Here is a 19,305-nt window from a genome sequence, read left to right on the forward strand (position 1 = left end):
GAGCAGCAGCTTCTAATGTTGATAAAAACGCAGTAAATTTCCGTTAATCACTTTATCTGATAGAGACAGCTCTTTATTGGCTTTTTCTATATAAGGCTGACACAATTCATCTTGTTCAATCGGAAGTTTGGTTTTTTGGTCATAGCAAGTATTCTTTGTATAAAGATAGTCATCCGTAATAAAGTTGCCATTTCTCAGCACAGCGAAAGGCGTCCGTTCATTTGAAAAGAGATCATTTCCAAATTGAATGGCATCCTTTGATTCAATGCCGAGTAAATGAAGGAGTGTCGGTTTTACGTCTATTTGACCGGCTGTTTCAGATATGGTCTGAGGGGCTTGATCTGTCACACCCGGAATGTAAATCAAAAAAGGCACCCGCTGTAGTTTAACAGCATCAAACGGTGTGATTTCATCCTGCTTCAGCAGTTCAGCCATTGCTTCATGATGTGCTTCTGAAATGCCATAGTGATCGCCCATGAGAACAAACATTGTATTTTCATACAGACCTTCTTCTTTCATGCGGTCAAAAAATCTTTTGATGGCTTCGTCTTGATAGCGGACGGTCGTCACATAGCGGTTTAAAATGGCGCTAGACGAATCATATTCGTCAATGAACTGGTCCTGTGGATCAATTTCAAATGGAAAGTGATTGGTCAACGTAATGAACGTGCTGTAATAAGGAGTTTTCAGCTTTTTTAAATAATCAATGGATTGTTCAAAAAAGTCGATATCCTTTAATCCCCAGCCAGTCGAATTTCCCTCATTGACATCATAGGAATCGACATCATAAAAGCGGTCAATTCCGAGAGATTCATACATCACATCACGATTCCAAAACGTTTTATTATTCGCATGAAATTGGACGGATTGATAGTTCTCTTTTTTCAATTGCTTGTACAGTGTGTCATATTCGTTGTCACTCGCTGTGAAAAAGACAGCGCCACTGCTGGACGGATAGAGGGAGTTTGCGACGATAAATTCTGAGTCTGACGTCTTGCCTTGCTCTGTTTGCTGATAAAATTCGTCAAAATAAAAGCTCTTTTTGGCAAGTTGATTTAAAAATGGCGTGATGTATTGTCCATTCACCTTTTGGTCCATGACAAATTGCTGCGTTGATTCAAGTGAAATGAACACGACGTTTTTGCCTTTAGCAAGTCCAAAGTAGTCCTTGTTTGGTGCACTGTAATCTGCCTTTGTGTAGTTTGCTACTGTTGAAAGTGTATCTTCGTCAGCAAAGGCTTTTTGTCCAATACGCGCCGTTTGGGCCACGCCGTCATACAGATGGAATTGAAACAGCCCAAGGTTTCGTACGATGACTTCTCGATCATAAGAGCTTGTCAGAAATCGAGGGTGGTCCATCAGGGCTGAGCTGACATGGAACAATAGAAAGCTGCAGCACACCACATAATATGTTTTGATCGTCTTGGATGACGCTTTTGGTGATAACGGCTTACGCTTTAAGAGCCATGCCAGTACCAAGAAATCAATCAGCATCAGCACAAACAGCGGGTGGAACAATTCAGTCATACTGCTGCCCATATCTCCCATGTTCTTTGCTTGAAATAAAACGGGAATGGTAATGAAATCAATATAAAAACCGTAAAAGATCGTATTTGATATCAAGATCGCTGTGAGAATAAAATTTGCGGTCAATAAAAAAACCTTTTGTTTCGTTTCATTTAAAAAAAGAGCAATCCCAAACAAAGGGAGCAAAAAGCTGAGTGGATTGATCAAAAGCAGCCATTCGTGAAACAAATTGGCCGTTCTTATATGAAATCCGAATTGATAAATGATGTATGTTTTCATCCACATAAAGAGGATGGAGTACACTAAAAACCAGTGATTTTTGAAGAACGCTTTCATTTATGTAGCTCCTCACCATTCTGTATTCAGCTGCAAGCCAAAAACACTTATCTTAAAACTACTAAAAAAATGAGGAATGATCAATTCATATCTTGTCTTTTTTGCAAAACTCTTTTTTTCTTCTCCTAGAACTGCAATGGGATAGATATTCCGCAAATGACGGCGATGTAATAGCAGGTGACAATGGTCAGAGCAGCTAGTACGACTTGTTCCCCGGGGCTGCCTGTTTTGACATAAAAGGGAAGACGTACTTTAATGGTCGCTGGGAACAAAAATTTAATGCCGTTCACTGTTCCTGCATCGAGGATGAGATGGCTCGCCATCCCAACTAGCAACCCGGTACTTAGGCTGTCATTTGGAATGTATGTTGTCGCAATAAAATAAATGATCAGCAGAAATAATAAACTGTGTGTAAACGTGCGGTGGCCGAACACACTGCTAATCAGTGTGGAGAGCAGGGGGAACTTCCTGCCGATCTTACTTTTCGTATGACAAAGATCTGGGATGAGGGCGCCTGCTGATCCAGCAGCTGCCATAGTGACCGGGTCAAATCCATAATAGTAGGCGACGGCTGTGGAGGCGGCAATTCCGCCCATGATATGTGTTTTTCCTGTCATGATGCGTACTCCTGTTCTGTTTTTTGTTCAAGTACTCACTATATCAAGGGTGAATTCATTCAGCAAGACCTATTTCTAAAGAAAAAAGGACAAAATAGTTGGCTGATTGGAAAAACATTCTATAATAAGAAGGAAATCATGTTGACACTAACGATAAGGATGCGATTCGGATGAGTAATGCAGACATTTTAAAAGAAATTGTTCTTGTACATTATGAAGTCAGCCGTAAACTAAACCGCAAGTTACTTGAGTTAGAAAAAGACATCACGCCTCCGCAGATATATGCTCTTTCTATTTTGATACAAGGCAAAGTATCACATGCCGAAGAGCTAAAACAAAGACTTTCTCTAAACCCAGGTGCCGCCTCGATTGCACTCAATAAATTATGTGAGCAAGGCTATATTCAGAGAGAGCGGGACAAGGCGGACCAATCGCTTGTACGGTTAGAAGCCACAGAAAAAGGGCTGGCTATTTACGAAAAGCATACACGTCTTTTTGGAAGAGTGGTTCAGCATATGATGTCAGACTTCACAGAGGAAGACTTAAAGACATTTCTAGCTTATTTGCAAAAAATGAGAAAGACCTTTCATGATGAATGAGCCTTCTCCCCTTGTATAATGCTGAGTGCTGTAGCGCAAATTAAACAGGCAAAGGCATTTTATAAAAAGGGGGGAAGCAGCGATGTCATTTTTCCAAAAGGATAAAAAGGCGAAAAGTGAGAAAGACCATCAGCAGGTAGATCAGCTGTTAGAAGAAGCTAGTAAAGAACTAGCAGGCGATCCGCTTCAGGAAGCTGTACAAAAGAAGAAAAACAATCATCAATAAGCATGTAAAGGGCAGAGAAACGCTTCTCTGCCCAGCGTGTAGACAAACCCTCGCATTCTTTGTCAGTCCTGCGTGACGGTGCTCACGAATGTCAAATTCGCTCCGCTCCGGTACTCGTCCTTCCTAGACTGCAAAGGTTTTCAGTTCACGCTGAAAAGAAGACAAAGGGCTAAAATAAAGATCATTTTAGCCCTTTGTCCAACAATCTGGGGCAGAGAAAAGCTTCTCTGCCTTTTTTCTATGATTTTCCCTTTGACAGATGTGAGAATGTTTGATAACCTTCGTGTAGTAAAAAATGAATAGAAATCCTCACGCTATGTCTCAGTGAGGTAGAGGTTGCGCGGATGATGAGTCACTCATGGGAGAGATGGAATCGTAGATCATGAGAAAAAAGGCATCAGCGCCGAAGTGTAGAGAAAGCTCCAACTTTCTTTATGCTGGGTCTGCATTGAATAAATGCAGGACTGCCACGTCTTTGAAGCGTGGAGGGCTATCCGGAGATCAAGGTGTATGTTTTGAAAAGCATGGACTTTTGTTCAGGCTTTTTTTTATGTTCTGATTGTCTAAGAAAAGGGGATACTGCACAACAAGTGACCCCACATGAACATAAAGAATGCGAGTCATTGCTTCACAAATATATCAATGAAGATACTGCCGGGTCTGGTCCGAAGTGAATATAACGGAGGTACGAAAATGGAACAGACAAAAAAATGGGGTTTTTGGTTATTGACGGCTTTTGTCGTCGGAAATATGGTAGGGTCAGGCATCTTTATGCTGCCAAGTACACTTGCCCAGCACGCAAGTCCTTTAGGCGTGACGATGGCTTGGCTTGTCACAGGTGGCGGTGTGCTGATGATTGCATTTGTATTTGGACATTTGTCCATCCATAAGCCGCAGCTGACAGCTGGGCCACAAAGCTATGCGAGAGCGCTTTTTAAAGACCCGAAAAAAGGAAAAGCAGCCGGTTTTACAATGGTTTGGGGCTACTGGGTAGCGAGCTGGATTAGTAATGTCGCCATCATTACAAGTCTTGCCGGGTATTTAACAACCTTTTTCCCTATTCTAACCGTTAAGACGGAAATTTTGACCTTTGGGAAAGAAGCGATCACACTTGGTCAGCTCATGACTTTTATCGTATGTACCATCCTTCTATGGGGAACTCATACCATTTTAATCACAAGTTTAAGTGCAGCAAGTAAACTTAATTTTATTACGACCTTTTCAAAGGTGCTTGGATTTGTGCTTTTTATTGTAGCGGGCTTATTCGCATTCCAAACCGCATTATTTGAACATTATTACTTCCCTGTTGCAGCATCAGATGGAGAAGGAGTGCTCGGACTTGGAGGCCAAATTCACCATGCGGCTATTTCCACGCTTTGGGCATTTATCGGCATCGAATCTGCTGTGATTTTATCAGGAAGAGCGTCCTCGCAGCGTGATGTCAAACGTGCGACGATTACAGGACTTTTAATTGCACTGTCTATCTACATGATTATTACGCTGATTACGATGGGCGTCTTGCCGCATGATCAATTGCAAGGCTCAGACAAACCATTCGTAGATGTACTTCAGCTGATTATTGGGCCAGCTGGCGGGATTGTCATGGCACTTCTTGCAATCATTTGTTTATTTGGTTCGATGCTTGGCTGGATTTTACTAGGCTCTGAAGTACCGTATCAAGCAGCAAAGGCTGGCGATTTCCCAGCGGTATTTGCAAAAACAAACAAAAAGGGAAGCCCTGCCTTCGCTTTGACTGTCACAAATATCATGTCACAGCTGTTTATTTTTTCAGTCATGTCACGTACGATCAATGAAGCTTTTACCTTCTTAACAACATCAGCGACACTTGCGTATCTCATTCCGTATATCGTGTCGTCGATCTACAGCTTTAAGGTCATTATGCAAGGCGACACATATGATCTCCAAAAAGGCAATCGAGCAAGAGACGGGATCATCGCGCTTGCTGCTATGGGGTATTCAGCTTGGGTCATTATTTCAGGAACAGCTGATTTGAAAACATTTGGTCTTGGAATTGGTCTCTTCTTAGTAGGGATTTTGCTGTATCCATTCATGTCAAAGAAATTTGCTAAAGAAGCAGAATAAGCAAGACGTTTCTCCGCTGTTGGAGAAACGTCTTTTTTTTTATGATGCTGATGTTAATCGATCCACAATAAATTCAAGCTGACCTTCCAGTGATACAGGGTCATTAAAGAAGTAACCGATCGGATCAGTTTCGAATACGCGTTTGTTTTGGACAGCAGGAAGTGATGCCCAGATGCTGCTTTTATATACCTGCTCACCATTACTTTTTGAGCCGCTCCACGGACTGGTGAAAATATAGTCGCCTGCAAACTCTGGAAGTTTCTCAAGAGAAATGTTTGCATAACCGACACCGCTGTCGATGGCTTCTTTTTGGACGGCCTTCGGTGCTTTTAATTTCAACTCGTCATAAATAATTTCCCCGCCGCGTGCAAAGGTGTTTCCGAAAATATAAATGCCTTTATCAAATGGTGATACGATGGATACTGTTTTGTTTCCAACAGCTTTTGTTACCTTTGGTTTCACTTCTGCAATTTTGGCATCCCATTTTGTGATCCAATCTGCAGCTTTTTTTGATGTGCCTGTCATTTTACCGAATTCTTTTAGTTGATCCTTAAAAGAATATTGATTGTATTTAATTGCGACGGTTGGTGCAATTTTTTTGTATTGGTCAAATTTCTGATCTTCATCCCAAGCAATAATCATATCCGGCTTAAGTGCGGCTACCTTCTCAACAGAGGGGGCTTTCCCTAGATTTTGAACCCCATCCGTTTTTCCTTTATAGAAAGGGTTTTTAAAGATGGGCGCAGTTGCAGCAATTGGGGTTTTGCCAAGTGTTACGAGGTCCCCGTAGTAGCTTTCTGCAAGAAGCACAATTCGCTTCGGATTTTGGGGGAGTTCGACCTCACCCTTTACATCTTGATAGGTGATCGTGGCATCTTTTTTGGCGCCAGATTCTTTATTTGAAGTGCTGCCGCAAGCAGCGGTAAAAAGCATAAGGGTGATGAAGGAAATCAAAAGAAGTCCAGTTCGTTTATTCACAAAAGTTCTCTCCTATTCAGTTGTTTTTGATAATGATTCTCAATTTCGATTATATCGTAACATGATGGAAGCAAAAATGCATCGTCTATTTTAGGACCGAAATGAAAATGGTGAAATTCTCCCGGTTTTTTGGTGAAAATAAAGAAAATTATCAGAACAATGATTTCAAAAAGAAAAGAAAGTGATATACTAGACTTCGAGATTGATAATCATTATCAGTAATAAGAAATAGATATGAATGGAAAGGAAGAGACTGGTTTTGGGCTCACAATCGAATAAACAGCTGCCAGCCAAAGACGATGCAATCGATATTGTCACGAAGCCCTTTGGAACAGCAGTTGTTGTCATCATAGGAATCATTGCTTTAGCATTTGGTCTTTTTTTATCAGTATCGTTAGGAGCGGCAAACATTCATTTACACACCGTATGGGAAGCCGTCTTTTATTTTGATCCACAACAAACTTCACATCAAATCATTCGGGAATTAAGGCTGCCGCGTACAGTTGGGGCAGCACTCGTCGGTGCCTTTTTAGCCGTATCGGGTGCCATTATGCAAGGCATGACAAGAAATGCGCTTGCGTCTCCTGAAATCATGGGTGTGACAAATGGATCAGCATTTGCGATTGCCATTGCGTTTGCTTTTTTCCCAGGCCAATCTTCTTTCACATTAATTCTTTGGTCATTTGTAGGTGCGGCACTTGGTGCTTCTATTGTATTTGGTGTTGGGACTCTTTCAAAAGGGGGACTGACTCCTGTGAAGCTCGCACTAGCTGGTACGGCTGTTGGAGCACTTTTAAGCTCCATCTCCTCAGCGATTGCCATCCGCTTTGACGTCGCCCAAGATATGAGCTTTTGGTACGCTGGCGGCGTGGCTGGTGTGAATTGGAGCAATATTAAGATCATCATTCCAGTTGCGGTTGCAGGGCTAATTATCGCGATGATTCTTGCCCGCTCGATTACTGTTCTGAGCTTAGGTGATGAATTGGCCAAAGGACTTGGACAGTATACGCGAACTGTCAAGGTACTTGGAATATTGGTCGTGATTCTTTTAACAGGTGCTGCTGTGTCAGTTGCCGGTTCTATTGGCTTTATCGGGCTGGTGATTCCTCATGTTACTCGATTCTTGGTCGGAGTGGACTATCGCTGGATTATCCCATGCTCAGCTATTTTAGGAGCTGTTTTGCTCATTTATGCAGATATTGCTGCAAGGCTGGTCAATGCTCCTTTTGAAACGCCAGTTGGTGCCATTACAGCCATTATAGGCGTTCCTTTCTTCTTATATTTGGCTAGACGTGAAAGGAGCGGAATTTAAATGGAAATGGTACAGCAAGCAAAGAGAAAGAAATACAAACGAACGATGCTTATGATCTTTTTAGCGATCATGGCTGTGTTCCTGATCAGTTTAAATACCGGAGAAATTCGGATTTCTCCGATGGATACATTAAAAACATTTTTTGGATTCGGTAGTGAAATGGATGAGCTAGTGCTATTCGAGTTTAGACTTCCAAGGATGGTCATTGCTTTACTTGTTGGCGCTTCTATCGCTGTATCAGGTGCCATCTGGCAAGGCGTTTCTCAAAACGGTTTAGCTGATCCCGGCATTCTAGGTGTAAATGCGGGTGCAGGCTTTGCAGTTGTTTTGTTTATTTTTGCATTTCAAGGCTCGATGTCGAACTTAGGTGATTTCACGATATTTGTATTGCCGCTTTTCGCTTTTGCAGGTGCAGGCTTTGCTGCATTTCTCATTTATGTGCTGGCGTGGAAAAAGGGGATCACACCTGTTCGATTGATTTTAACTGGGATTGGTGTCAATGCTGCATTTTCAGCAGCCATTGTAGTGATTCAATTAAAAATGAACCCAAATGATTTTAACCAAGCCATTGTGTGGCTGTCGGGAAGCATTTGGGGCTCAAGCTGGACGTATGTCCTGTCTGTGCTGCCATGGATGCTGATTTTCTTAGTATTAGCGCTTGTAAGGGCACGCTACTTAAATATCATGAATTTAGGTGATCAATTGTCCTATGGCTTAGGGATTTCCGTTCATAAAGAAAGAAGTTTTCTCATGCTGATTGCAGTAGCATTAGCAGGTGCAAGTGTCGCTGTGGCAGGCAGTATTTCTTTCTTAGGATTAGCCGCACCACACCTTGCGAGAAAGCTTGTTGGACCGAAGCATCAAGGAATGATACCAGCTTCCGCTATGATCGGCGCACTACTATTATTACTCGCAGATACACTTGGCCGCGTCATACTTGCTCCATCAGAGGTGCCAGTAGGACTTGTCGTTTCTGCTTTAGGCGCACCGTACTTCATTTACTTATTGATGAAAACAAACTAATGAGGAAGGAGAGTACAACAGATGAAATCACTCGAAACAGAAAAGCTTTGTATTGGCTATCATGACCGTTTGATTGTCGACGATCTAAATATCAGTATCCCAAAAGGAAAGGTGACCACATTAATTGGACCGAATGGGTGCGGCAAATCAACGATTTTAAAAACCATGTCCCGTATCATGAAATCCCATCAAGGCGCTGTTTACTTAAATGGTCAGGCCATCCATCAAACGCCAACAAAAGAAATTTCAAAACAAATGGCGATTTTACCGCAGACTCCTGAAGCACCAAGTGGGCTGACAGTCTATGAGCTTGTATCATATGGGCGTTTTCCGCATCAAAATGGATTTGGACGTCTAACGAATGAGGATAAACGAATCATCAGATGGGCGCTTGAGGAGACGGGGATGATTGCCTTTCATGACCGTCCAATTGAAGCACTATCTGGTGGACAGCGTCAGCGTGTATGGATTGCAATGGCGCTCGCTCAGGAAACAGAGCTGCTACTATTAGACGAACCAACGACGTATTTGGATCTTGCTCATCAGCTCGAAATTCTTCAGTTATTAGAACGCTTAAATAAAGAGCAGGGACGAACCGTACTGATGGTGATTCATGACCTGAATCATGCAGCGCGCTTTTCACATTACATGATTGCCCTCAATCAAGGGAAAGTCATTAAAGACGGTACGCCTCATGAGGTCATGACCAAAGAGGTACTTAGTCAGGTGTTCCACATTGATGCAGAAATCGTTCTTGATCCTAGAACGAATAAGCCGATTTGTTTAACATATGATTTAATGAATCATGAAAGAAAGCTAGAAGCTGTGAACGGGTAATAGGTGGACAAAAAACTCGGTAGGGATACCGGGTTTTTTTCGTCTTCTGAAAATATGGTGCTGCTTTTTTTCAAGTCGATCTTTTTTCGCTTTTATGCAGAAAAGAGGTATTTTTTTACTTTAGACAATGGTAATATACGGTTAGAGATCATAGCTAGAAAGGAAAGAGATGCGTGGAAACAGCAAAAATATTGATTGCAGATGACGAAGAAGCAATTGTAAAAATGGTTGAACGCGTATTAAAAAAAGAAGGATTTCAACATATTTATAAAGCCTACCATGCAGATGAAGCATTAGATATTGTGAAGAACGAGGACATTCACCTTTTACTTCTAGATGTGATGATGCCCGGTAAGTCTGGCTTTGATGTTTTGCCTGAAATAAGGAAATATACGAAATCACCCATTTTCTATTTAACAGCTAGAACGTCTGATGTAGATAAATTGACTGGATTTGCACAAGGTGCAGATGATTACATCACAAAGCCTTTTAATCCGCTAGAGCTAGTGGCAAGAATTAAGGCGCACTTAAACCGAACATATATCTCCTTACAGGAGGAGCAGGAAGAGGCTCAAAGCCAATATGAATATGCCCATTTCTCCTATCATCCTCATGCAGCTGAATTGAAAGTAAGAGGAGAGGTGACGGCATGCTCTGCTCAGCTTTTGTCCTTGTTGAAGTATTTTTGTGATCATCCGAATGTGGTACTTTCAAAAGATCAAATCTATGAGAAAGTATGGGGCGTACCATCGTATGGTGATAACAACACCGTCATGGTTCATATCCGAAAGCTGAGAGAAAAGATAGAATTAGATCCAAGTCATCCCGAATATATTGTGACGATTCGTGGTATGGGCTATAAATTCATTCCGCAGCCTGTGAAGGTTCTTCATTAGTTTATGAATTTACGAACAAAACTTTTCTTTCACTTTGTCGGGCAAATGTTTATTGTCATTGCCATTTTGCTGATTGGAAATACATTCTCTGAAAATCTTTATTATAAGAAACACTATGAGAATATGACTGAAACCGGTTTAACAAAGGCAGATGGAGATACACTCATGAGCTGGCTCTATTTTAACGAGGATGGAAAAATGGAAGCCGATGATCAGCTCAAACAAGCAGTAAAAAAACGGGACGGCTGGCTACAAGTAATTGATTCAAAAAAACACAACGTCTATAGCTATCACCTCCCTAAAAACATTCCAACATCCTATGAAAAGGATGAAATGATCAAGATCTTTGAAAAAAGACAATTTAAAGATTATAAGATGTACTTCTGGCCAATTGAGATTGATCAAGAAAGCTTTATAGTATTATATGGATTTAAGACGAACAGTACAAAGGTAGCCAATTATCTTAAGAAGCACGAGAAAAACCTGGCTGCACTATCTCAATATTCAGTTGAAACGAAAGAATTTTTGAAAAGAATGAATGGATCGGTGCACCTGTTTAATGAAGAAGGAAAATATTTAAAAGGCATTCGAGCGAAAAGTGATTTGAAAAATAATGTAACGGATGTTGAACTGCTCAAGTATCAATCAAAGCCTTGGGAGTTTAGAAGTGACCTGTCTTACATCAAAGTGAATAAGGGTCTGTATATGATTGTTTCGGTGCCAAACAAAGTATACAGCCCAGATGAGCTTTATGATAAAGAGACAGAGGCATTAAACCAATATACAACGTTCTTGATTGCAGGTCTTGCACTCACGATTATTGTTGTGATGACATTATGGTACTCGTATCGCTACGGACTGCCGATCTATCACATTATTCGCTGGCTGATTTTCCTATCAAGAAATAAATTGCAGGAGCCAACAAACAGAAAGGGCATCCCAGTTAGTAAAAATAAAAAAGGCCGTATTAAGCGGGAGTACCGGCTGTTTGAGGATATTCTAAAAGCAATGGATCAGCTCACAAATACGTTAAAAGAGAATGAAGCAAACCGAAGAAAAATTCAAACCACAAGGGAAGAATGGATTGCAGGGCTGTCTCATGATTTGAAAACGCCTCTTAGTACGATTTATGGCTATGGTTTGATGCTTGAATCAGATCAATACCAATGGTCCAAGGAAGAAGTCATGGAAATGGGACAAGTCATTCGTGAGAAATCAGAATACATGTCGACCTTGATTGAGGATTTAAATCTCACGTATCGGTTGAAAAATGGTGCATTGCCTATTAATCGAAAACCTGTCGATCTTGGTCAATTTTTAGCATCCATTATGGACGAGTTTTCAAGAAGCTCATTTTCTGAAGATTATCCGTCATCTTTTGAAGATCGAACAGAGGGTGTCACGTTTGAAATTGATAAAGCTTGGTTTCGACGAGTCATTGAGAACCTGCTGGCAAATGCCGTTAAGCATAACCAAAAAGGTACTCATATTATAGCTGTGCTATCTGAAACAAATGAAGAAGTTCGGATCGAAATGAAAGATAACGGACGCGGAATGGCGCAAGAAACGGTTGATCACTTATTTAATCGTTACTATAGAGGAACAAATACGAATGATCCAACGAATGGAACAGGATTAGGGCTGGCGATTGCAAAAGAGCTGGTCCTGCTGCACGACGGTGATATTCTAGTTGAAAGTGAACCAGGTAAAGGAACAACTATTGCGATTATCCTTAAAAAACCACCATCTGTAAAATAGCCAAAAAACGATTTTCTTTTCTAAAGAAGATCGTTTTTTTCTGTTTTTAGGATTGAAATCAATTTTGTAAACGATTACAATAAAAATGTTAACGTGAACAAATTAATTTTCATAAATATAAGAGATGGGGGAGTTTGATGAAAGCCTTCTTAGATGAGCAGTTTTTATTGAACAGTCAAACGGCGGAAAAGCTATACCATGAGTTTGCAAAGGACCTTCCGATTATCGATTACCATTGTCATTTAAGTCCAAAAGAAATCTATGAAAATAAAACGTTTCAAAATATAACCGAAGCATGGCTTTACGGAGATCATTACAAATGGCGTGCGATGAGAGCCAATGGCGTACCCGAAACACACGTAACAGGAAATGCATCAGATGAAGAGAAATTTTTAGCATGGGCGAAGACCGTTCCGATGACCATAGGAAACCCTCTCTATCACTGGACTCATCTTGAGCTGAGGCGGTATTTTGGAGTCGAAGAACTTTTGAATGAAGAGAATGCAGACATCATCTGGCAAAAAGTAAATAAGAAGCTGCAGGGTGACGGGTTTGGTGCGAGAGACTTCATTGTGAAATCAAACGTTGAAACGGTTGTGACCACAGACGATCCGGTCGATTCGCTGCACTATCACCAAAAATTACGGGAAGAAGGATTTTCTGTGCAAGTGCTGCCAGGGTTTCGGCCAGATAAGGCACTGGATATAACGAATGATCTGTTTATCGAGTATGTTCATCAGCTGGCAGAGGCATCAGCTATTCCAATTCAGTCTTATCAAGACTTCTTAAAAGCCCTTTATGTGAGAATTGACTTTTTCCATGAGCAGGGCTGTTTGATCTCAGATCATGCCATCAATGAAATGACCTATGAAGAAACGACAGAAGAAGAAGTGGACACCATCTTTCATAAAAGGCTGTCTGGCCATCCATTGACGGAAAATGAGAAGATTCAATTTAGAACGCATACATTTATTGAATTAGGCCAGGCATATAGCAAGCGGGGATGGGCAATGCAGCTTCATATCAATGCGCTCAGAAACAACAATACGAAAATGTTTGAGCGGCTTGGACCAGATACGGGATTTGATGCAATGAATGATGAGGACATAGCAAAGCCCCTTTGCCGAATATTAGATCGATTAGAACAAGAACATGCACTGCCAAAAACCATTCTCTATTCCTTAAATCCAAGGGATAATGTAGTGATTTCAACGTTAGCTGGCAGCTTTCAAGATGGGAAGACACCTGGGAAAATTCAGCACGGCACGGCCTGGTGGTTTAATGATACGAAACAAGGAATGACAGAGCAGATGATGGCTCTTTCCAGTATCGGACTGATCAGCCGTTTTATTGGGATGCTGACAGATTCACGCAGCTTTCTGTCGTATACAAGACACGAATATTTCCGCAGACTGCTTTGTGATATCATCGGAGATTGGGTAGAAAAAGGAGAAGCGCCATACGATCTCTCACTGCTAGGGGGAATTGTGAAAGGAATCAGCTATGAAAATGCAAAGCAGTATTTTCAATTTGATCGAGCCAAGGATCTGCCGCAAAAAAGCAAGATCACATGAACAATAAGGCAAGATAATGAAAGCGGTTTTATGATAAGATGATAAAAAATCATAAAAGGCGGAATCGCATGACAGTCACAATCAAAGACATAGCAAAATTGGCAAACGTCTCTCATACCACGGTATCAAGGGCTTTGAATAACAGTCCTTTTATTAAAGAGAAAACAAAACAAAAAATATTGTCGATTGCAAAACAGCTGAACTATTCACCGAATGTTCATGCCAGAGGCCTTGTCTCCCAAAAATCATTTACAATTGGTCTGTTTTTTACGAGTTTAACAGAAGGCACATCTTCGAGCTTCTTTGTTGATGCGTTAAAGGGTGTTAACAGTGTGATGACAGAGCATTATCATTTGTTTGTGAGAGGAATTGATGACTTTCATGATTACACAACCATTCATAAACAACGCTATGATGGAATTTTGCTCATGAGTCAAAGTGAGCATGATGAAGCGTTTATCCATCATGTGAAAAAACAGGGCATTCCGATTATTGTACTGAATCGCCGTGTGGAAAGTAATGAAGTGATGAATATATTAGCTGATGATAGTGAAGGGGCATACCAAGCTGTACATTATTTCATTCAGCAGGGGCATCAACAAATCGCCATCATTGAAGGGAAAGAAGGCTTTAAATCGACTCAAGAAAGAAAAGCTGGCTTTCTGCAAGCATTAATTGATCATCATGTGCCAATGAAGAAGGAATATATGATCAAAGGTGACTATCACATGAAAAGCGGTTATGAATCAATGGAAGCCTTGCTGAATCTTGATGAGCCGCCAACAGCCCTTTTTTGCTCAAACGATGACATGGCCATTGGTGCGATGAATGCACTATATGCAAAAGGGAAAACGTGCCCAGGCGATATGTCGATTATCGGCTTTGATGATATTGCATTTTCATCCTATACCACACCAGCTCTCACAACAGTGAAAAAGCCGATTGAAAAAATGTGTGCGCTTGGAGCAGAAGCGATCCTTTCAGTCATAAACGGTGAAGAGAAAGAAGAAGATCATATGGAAAAAGTGTATGTACACACAGAGCTAATGATCAGAGATTCAGTCAAAAAGGTGCAGTGATCTGCATCTTTTAATCAAAAATGTTCACGTGTGCAATATATGCAGGGAGGGAAACCATTTGAAGCGATTATCCAAAGCTGTCTACCCGGTGGCAGAGTATCCAGAAACGATTTTGCAAATCGGTGAAGGGAATTTTATGCGAGGGTTTATCAATTGGCACATCCAGAAACTAAACGACTGTACAGATTTTAAAGGAAGAGCCGTTGTTGTTCCTCCTCGAAAAGGATCAGTTACGGCTTTAAATGAACAAGACGGCTTGTACACTTTATGTATTCAGGGCTTTCATGATCAAAAAGAAATGAACGAACGTATCGTCATTCAATCCATTAGCAGGGGAATCAGTACGTATACAGATTACGAGGCCTTTTTACACGTAGCGGAAAGTCCTGATCTGCGCTTCGTCTTTTCTAATACAACTGAGGCAGGACTTGTATTAAGAAAAGAGGATCGGTTAGAAGACAGACCGCAGGTAAGTTTTCCAGGAAAGCTGACAGCCTTCTTATATCATCGGTTTAAAGCATTTGCAGGAGATGAGAATAAGGGACTGATCATCCTGCCTTGTGAATTGATCGAGCAAAACGGTGATAGATTAAAAGAATACGTGACTGCTATGGCAGCTGAGTGGGATCTTCCGCCTGACTTTGTTACTTGGCTGAAGAAAGCGAACACCTTCTGTAATACGCTTGTTGATCGAATTGTCCCGGGATTTTCACAGGAAGCAGCTGAAGCTGTGCAAAAGGAAGACGGATATATCGACGAATTGCTTGTCACGGCAGAATATTATCATCTGTTTGTCATTGAAGCACCCGCATTTGTTGAAAAAGAGCTTCCTTTTCAAGAAGCAGGGCTAAACGTGCTTTTTGTGGAGGATATCACTCCTTATCGAATGAGCAAGGTCCGTATTTTAAACGGTGCACATACAGCGATGGTGCCAATCGCGTATTCATGTGGTTTAGATACTGTAAAAAAAGCTGTGGATGATGAGCTTGTTGGTTCGTTCATCCGAAGTATGCTCGAGGAGGAAGTGCTGCCAAGTCTGCCCCTTCCTGAAGATGAGCTTCTTCTTTATACACAATCCGTTTGGGATCGTTTCTGCAACCCGTTTGTGAAGCATCAATTGCTGGATATTGCATTGAATGGTGTCTCTAAGTTTCGGGCGCGTATTCTCCCATCCCTTCTTGATTATGTTGGGCTAAAAAAACAGCTGCCAATGAAGCTTGTCTTTTCACTCAGCAGTCTTATTTATTTTTATCAAGTCAATACAGATAAGGTAAAGGATGATGAGACTGTGATGGCAATCATGAAGGAAGCGCAGGAAGAAATGAATCATTCCTATGAATCCATGGCTCATCATGTTCTTTCAAGTGAGGCAATATGGGGGATGGACTTAACGAGTATAGAAGGGCTGAATGATGCAGTAGCCAAGCAGCTTACCTTCATCCATGAAAACGGGATGAGAGCTGCTGTTGACCGAATGCTCCATCATCAATATGAAAGTCAGGGGGAGAAGGCATGAGAGACTTTATTGTGATTCATCCTTCAGATAATGTAGGGATTGCTTTAAAAGTGCTTGAGCAAGGTGAGGAACTTCAGTACCAGGGGCATACAATCGTTTTAAAAGAAACCGTCGCCAAAGGTCATAAATTTGCGCTGGCTGATATCAAGCAAAACGAGAATATCATCAAATATGGCTATCCGATTGGTCATGCAACTACACTTATTTCTAAGGGAGAATGGGTGCATACGCATAACATTAAAACGAATCTATCAGGTAAGCTCGATTACGAATATCAACCGTCTTTAACAGAAAACCCCTATGAAAAAACGAATCTGACATTTAAAGGCTATAAACGAAAAAATGGTGCAAGTGGGATACGTAATGAGCTTTGGATTGTCCCTACAGTGGGCTGCGTCAATGGCATCGCCGATCAAATCATTCAAATATTTACTGCTGAAATGGGCGGAAACATCCATCCTTTTGAAACGGCGTTAGTATTAAAGCACAATTATGGATGCTCACAGCTGGGGGACGATCATGAAAATACAAAAACCATTTTACAAAATGCTGTCAAGCATCCAAACGCTGGAGGGGTACTCGTTCTAGGGCTTGGCTGTGAAAACAATGACATTGAAGATTTTCAGGCGACATTAGGGGAGTATGACCAGACGAGAGTGAAATTTTTAAGGAGCCAAGAAGTAGGAGATGAAATAGAGACTGGAGTCGCTTTACTCAAGGAAATTTATGATGCGGCGAAAGAAGATCAACGTGAAGAGATTCCGTTATCTGAGCTGAAAATTGGCTTGAAGTGCGGAGGATCAGATGGTTTTTCTGGCATTACTGCAAATCCGCTGTTAGGCAGACTGTCCGACTTTATTGTGGCGCAGGGCGGAACAACCGTATTAACCGAAGTGCCAGAAATGTTTGGGGCTGAAACCATCTTAATGGAGAGAGCGGAATCAGAAGAGACCTTCGACAATATTGTGCAAATGATCAATGATTTTAAACAATATTTTATGGATCATCAACAGCCAGTATATGAAAATCCTTCCCCGGGAAATAAAGCAGGAGGAATTTCGACATTAGAAGATAAATCTCTCGGCTGTACACAAAAAGCGGGTACTTCCGCTATTAAGGATGTGTTGAAATACGGAGAATTGCTGAAACGAAAGGGGCTGAATGTCTTAAGTGCGCCTGGTAATGATCTAGTTGCTTCATCTGCCCTTGCAGCGTCTGGCTGTCAGCTGGTGCTCTTTACGACAGGCAGAGGGACACCGTTCGGCACGTTTGTCCCAACGATGAAAGTCTCGACGAATACTGCCTTATATGAAACAAAAAAACACTGGATTGACTTTAATGCTGGGGAATTGCTTGAGGATGTACCTGAAGAAGTGGTGCTAGAAAAATTCATTTCAACGATTATTGATGTGGCGAGTGGAAAGCAATTAAATCATGAAAAAAACAATTTTAGAGAGCTGGCTATTTTTAAAACAGGTGTCACACTTTAAGGCGACTGGGGGATGAGGAAATGTCTAAAAAACGGGATTTGATGTATATCACAGCAGGAACAGTACTAACCGGAATCGGACTCGCACGTTTAGCAAAACAAGGAAAGAAAGACAAAGAAGCAAATGGCATGGATCATGTGTTAAAGCAAATAAAAGCGCCAATGTTCCCCGATCGTGAGTTCAATGTGATTCATTATGGTGCAGACGAAAAAGGGAAAGTGTTTTCGACAAATGCTATTCAGTCTGCAATCGATGATGCACATCGTTTGAAAGGGGGGCGTGTGGTCATTCCTGAAGGGACATTTTTGACAGGAGCTCTTGAATTGAAAAGCCATGTAGAGCTTCATCTCCATGAGAACGCCTATGTGACATTCAGTCAAGACCCACGCGATTACCTACCGCTCGTATTGACAAGATATGAGGGAATTGAGCTTTATAATTATTCACCGCTTATTTATGCTCACCATGCAGAAAATATGGCCATTACAGGCAGTGGTACGCTTGACGGGAGAGGTGATGAGCATCATTGGTGGCCTTGGAAGTATGGAACAAATGGTCAGCCCTCCCAGGATCGGGATCGTCAGCTTCTGTTTGAGATGGCTGAAAAAAGAATACCAGTGGAAGAAAGAGTGTTCGGAGAAGGACATTATTTAAGATCCAGTTTTATACAGCCATACCAATGCCAAAATATTCTCATTGAAGGAGTGACAGTGAAGGATTCGCCGATGTGGCAGATTCATCCGGTGTTATGTGAAAACGTCATCGTTCGCGGGGTCAATATTATCGGGCATGGACCAAATACAGACGGTGTAAATCCAGAGTCTTGCCGCAATGTGCTCATTGAAGACTGTTACTTTGATAATGGAGATGATTGTATTGCTATTAAATCTGGCAGAAACGAGGACGGCCGGAGAATCGGAGTTCCATCTGAAAACATTGTCATTCGTAGAAATGAAATGCGTGATGGACACGGTGGAGTAACGATAGGGAGCGAAATTTCTGGCGGGGTCAGATATGTTTATGCAGAGGATAATATCATGGACAGTCCAAATCTCGATCGGGCACTGCGCATCAAAACCAACTCTGTCAGGGGCGGTACCATTGAACACATTTATTTTAAAAACAATACAGTCAAAAGCTTAAAGCATGAGGTTGTCTGTATCGACATGATGTATGAGGAAGGAGATGCCGGCCCGCACAAGCCTGTCGTTCGCCATATTGAAGTCGAGGGGCTAAAAAGCAGCGGCGGACGATATGGTGTGAAAATAGCCGCATACCCACATTCTCCAGTCACGCACTTTAAAATGAAAGATTGTGTCATTGATGATGTCACGTATCCCCTCTCTTTAGAGCATGCAGTAGCTCCTTCTTTTCAGAGAGTCATCATGAATGGTGAACAAATAAACCAATAGAGGAAATGAAAACAGCCTGTTT

Annotated in this window: 16 protein-coding genes and 1 riboswitch; of the genes, 13 read left to right on the top strand and 3 right to left on the bottom strand. The window is 41.5% G+C overall.

Annotation, left to right across the window (positions count from 1 at the left end; all coding sequences use genetic code 11):
• Positions 1-12: 12 nt before the first annotated feature.
• Positions 13-1,863: an LTA synthase family protein gene (locus tag BK049_RS12045; protein WP_008361620.1), complete on the bottom strand. Its 1,851-nt coding sequence runs from the start codon at positions 1,861-1,863 to the stop codon at positions 13-15.
• A 125-nt stretch (positions 1,864-1,988) separates the two neighbouring features.
• Positions 1,989-2,480, bottom strand: a complete 492-nt coding sequence (locus BK049_RS12050; RefSeq protein WP_008361622.1) for a metal-dependent hydrolase — start codon at positions 2,478-2,480, stop codon at positions 1,989-1,991.
• A 170-nt stretch (positions 2,481-2,650) separates the two neighbouring features.
• On the opposite strand from BK049_RS12050, the gene BK049_RS12060 reads away from it, so the two are divergent.
• The 3 genes from BK049_RS12060 (at position 2,651) to BK049_RS12070 (ending at position 5,408) form a co-directional block, all read left to right on the top strand.
• Entirely contained in the window at positions 2,651-3,079 is a 429-nt protein-coding gene (locus BK049_RS12060; protein WP_008361625.1) for a MarR family winged helix-turn-helix transcriptional regulator, read from the top strand.
• An 82-nt stretch (positions 3,080-3,161) separates the two neighbouring features.
• Positions 3,162-3,305: a small acid-soluble spore protein SspJ gene (gene sspJ / locus BK049_RS12065; protein WP_008347117.1), complete on the top strand. Its 144-nt coding sequence runs from the start codon at positions 3,162-3,164 to the stop codon at positions 3,303-3,305.
• A 322-nt stretch (positions 3,306-3,627) separates the two neighbouring features.
• A riboswitch (Lysine riboswitch) is annotated at positions 3,628-3,806 on the top strand.
• Between the two features lie 192 nt (positions 3,807-3,998).
• Positions 3,999-5,408, top strand: coding sequence for an amino acid permease (locus BK049_RS12070; protein ID WP_008356574.1), 1,410 nt, complete (start codon positions 3,999-4,001; stop codon positions 5,406-5,408).
• A 39-nt stretch (positions 5,409-5,447) separates the two neighbouring features.
• On the opposite strand, the gene BK049_RS12075 is transcribed toward BK049_RS12070, so the two are convergent.
• Entirely contained in the window at positions 5,448-6,386 is a 939-nt protein-coding gene (locus tag BK049_RS12075) for an iron-hydroxamate ABC transporter substrate-binding protein (protein WP_071168621.1), read from the bottom strand.
• A 259-nt stretch (positions 6,387-6,645) separates the two neighbouring features.
• Here BK049_RS12075 and BK049_RS12080 point away from each other — a divergent pair, with 259 nt between their 5' ends.
• The 10 genes from BK049_RS12080 to BK049_RS12125 all read left to right on the top strand — a co-directional run bounded on the left by BK049_RS12080 (position 6,646) and on the right by BK049_RS12125 (position 19,283).
• A complete protein-coding gene (locus BK049_RS12080; protein WP_008356576.1) occupies positions 6,646-7,698 on the top strand; it encodes a FecCD family ABC transporter permease in 1,053 nt (350 codons plus the stop codon).
• On the top strand, positions 7,699-8,721 hold the full coding sequence (locus BK049_RS12085; protein WP_008356577.1) for a FecCD family ABC transporter permease: 1,023 nt from the start codon (positions 7,699-7,701) through the stop codon (positions 8,719-8,721). It abuts the gene before it with no gap.
• Positions 8,722-8,742: 21 nt separating this feature from the next.
• Entirely contained in the window at positions 8,743-9,558 is an 816-nt protein-coding gene (locus BK049_RS12090; RefSeq protein ID WP_071168622.1) for an ABC transporter ATP-binding protein, read from the top strand.
• Positions 9,559-9,731: 173 nt separating this feature from the next.
• The gene (locus tag BK049_RS12095; RefSeq protein WP_008356581.1) at positions 9,732-10,454 is read left to right on the top strand and encodes a response regulator transcription factor; all 723 of its coding nucleotides are present in this window, start codon (positions 9,732-9,734) and stop codon (positions 10,452-10,454) included.
• A 3-nt stretch (positions 10,455-10,457) separates the two neighbouring features.
• Positions 10,458-12,212, top strand: coding sequence for a HAMP domain-containing sensor histidine kinase (locus BK049_RS12100; RefSeq protein ID WP_008356582.1), 1,755 nt, complete (start codon positions 10,458-10,460; stop codon positions 12,210-12,212).
• Positions 12,213-12,349: 137 nt separating this feature from the next.
• On the top strand, positions 12,350-13,786 hold the full coding sequence (gene uxaC, locus BK049_RS12105) for a glucuronate isomerase (protein WP_071168623.1): 1,437 nt from the start codon (positions 12,350-12,352) through the stop codon (positions 13,784-13,786).
• A gap of 68 nt (positions 13,787-13,854) precedes the next feature.
• Positions 13,855-14,865, top strand: coding sequence for a LacI family DNA-binding transcriptional regulator (locus tag BK049_RS12110; protein ID WP_008356587.1), 1,011 nt, complete (start codon positions 13,855-13,857; stop codon positions 14,863-14,865).
• 58 nt (positions 14,866-14,923) lie between these two features.
• Entirely contained in the window at positions 14,924-16,381 is a 1,458-nt protein-coding gene (locus tag BK049_RS12115) for a tagaturonate reductase (RefSeq protein WP_071168624.1), read from the top strand.
• The gene (locus BK049_RS12120) at positions 16,378-17,871 is read left to right on the top strand and encodes a UxaA family hydrolase (RefSeq protein WP_071168625.1); all 1,494 of its coding nucleotides are present in this window, start codon (positions 16,378-16,380) and stop codon (positions 17,869-17,871) included. The genes BK049_RS12115 and BK049_RS12120 overlap by 4 nt, the downstream gene beginning before the upstream one ends.
• 20 nt (positions 17,872-17,891) lie before the next feature.
• The gene (locus tag BK049_RS12125; protein ID WP_071168626.1) at positions 17,892-19,283 is read left to right on the top strand and encodes a glycoside hydrolase family 28 protein; all 1,392 of its coding nucleotides are present in this window, start codon (positions 17,892-17,894) and stop codon (positions 19,281-19,283) included.
• Positions 19,284-19,305 lie beyond the last annotated feature (22 nt).

Origin of the sequence: Bacillus xiamenensis, from assembly GCF_001857925.1 — a bacterium.
Classification (GTDB): domain Bacteria; phylum Bacillota; class Bacilli; order Bacillales; family Bacillaceae; genus Bacillus; species Bacillus xiamenensis.

Bases quoted from the DNA above. Each gene is read 5' to 3' on its own strand.
- BK049_RS12045 (WP_008361620.1), bottom strand. From the start codon at position 1,863: ATGAAAGCGTTCTTCAAAAATCACTGGTTTTTAGTGTACTCCATCCTC.
- BK049_RS12050 (WP_008361622.1), bottom strand. From the start codon at position 2,480: ATGACAGGAAAAACACATATCATGGGCGGAATTGCCGCCTCCACAGCC.
- BK049_RS12060 (WP_008361625.1), top strand. From the start codon at position 2,651: ATGAGTAATGCAGACATTTTAAAAGAAATTGTTCTTGTACATTATGAA.
- sspJ (WP_008347117.1), top strand. From the start codon at position 3,162: ATGTCATTTTTCCAAAAGGATAAAAAGGCGAAAAGTGAGAAAGACCAT.
- BK049_RS12070 (WP_008356574.1), top strand. From the start codon at position 3,999: ATGGAACAGACAAAAAAATGGGGTTTTTGGTTATTGACGGCTTTTGTC.
- BK049_RS12085 (WP_008356577.1), top strand. From the start codon at position 7,699: ATGGAAATGGTACAGCAAGCAAAGAGAAAGAAATACAAACGAACGATG.
- BK049_RS12090 (WP_071168622.1), top strand. From the start codon at position 8,743: ATGAAATCACTCGAAACAGAAAAGCTTTGTATTGGCTATCATGACCGT.
- BK049_RS12100 (WP_008356582.1), top strand. From the start codon at position 10,458: ATGAATTTACGAACAAAACTTTTCTTTCACTTTGTCGGGCAAATGTTT.
- uxaC (WP_071168623.1), top strand. From the start codon at position 12,350: ATGAAAGCCTTCTTAGATGAGCAGTTTTTATTGAACAGTCAAACGGCG.
- BK049_RS12110 (WP_008356587.1), top strand. From the start codon at position 13,855: ATGACAGTCACAATCAAAGACATAGCAAAATTGGCAAACGTCTCTCAT.
- BK049_RS12120 (WP_071168625.1), top strand. From the start codon at position 16,378: ATGAGAGACTTTATTGTGATTCATCCTTCAGATAATGTAGGGATTGCT.
- BK049_RS12125 (WP_071168626.1), top strand. From the start codon at position 17,892: ATGTCTAAAAAACGGGATTTGATGTATATCACAGCAGGAACAGTACTA.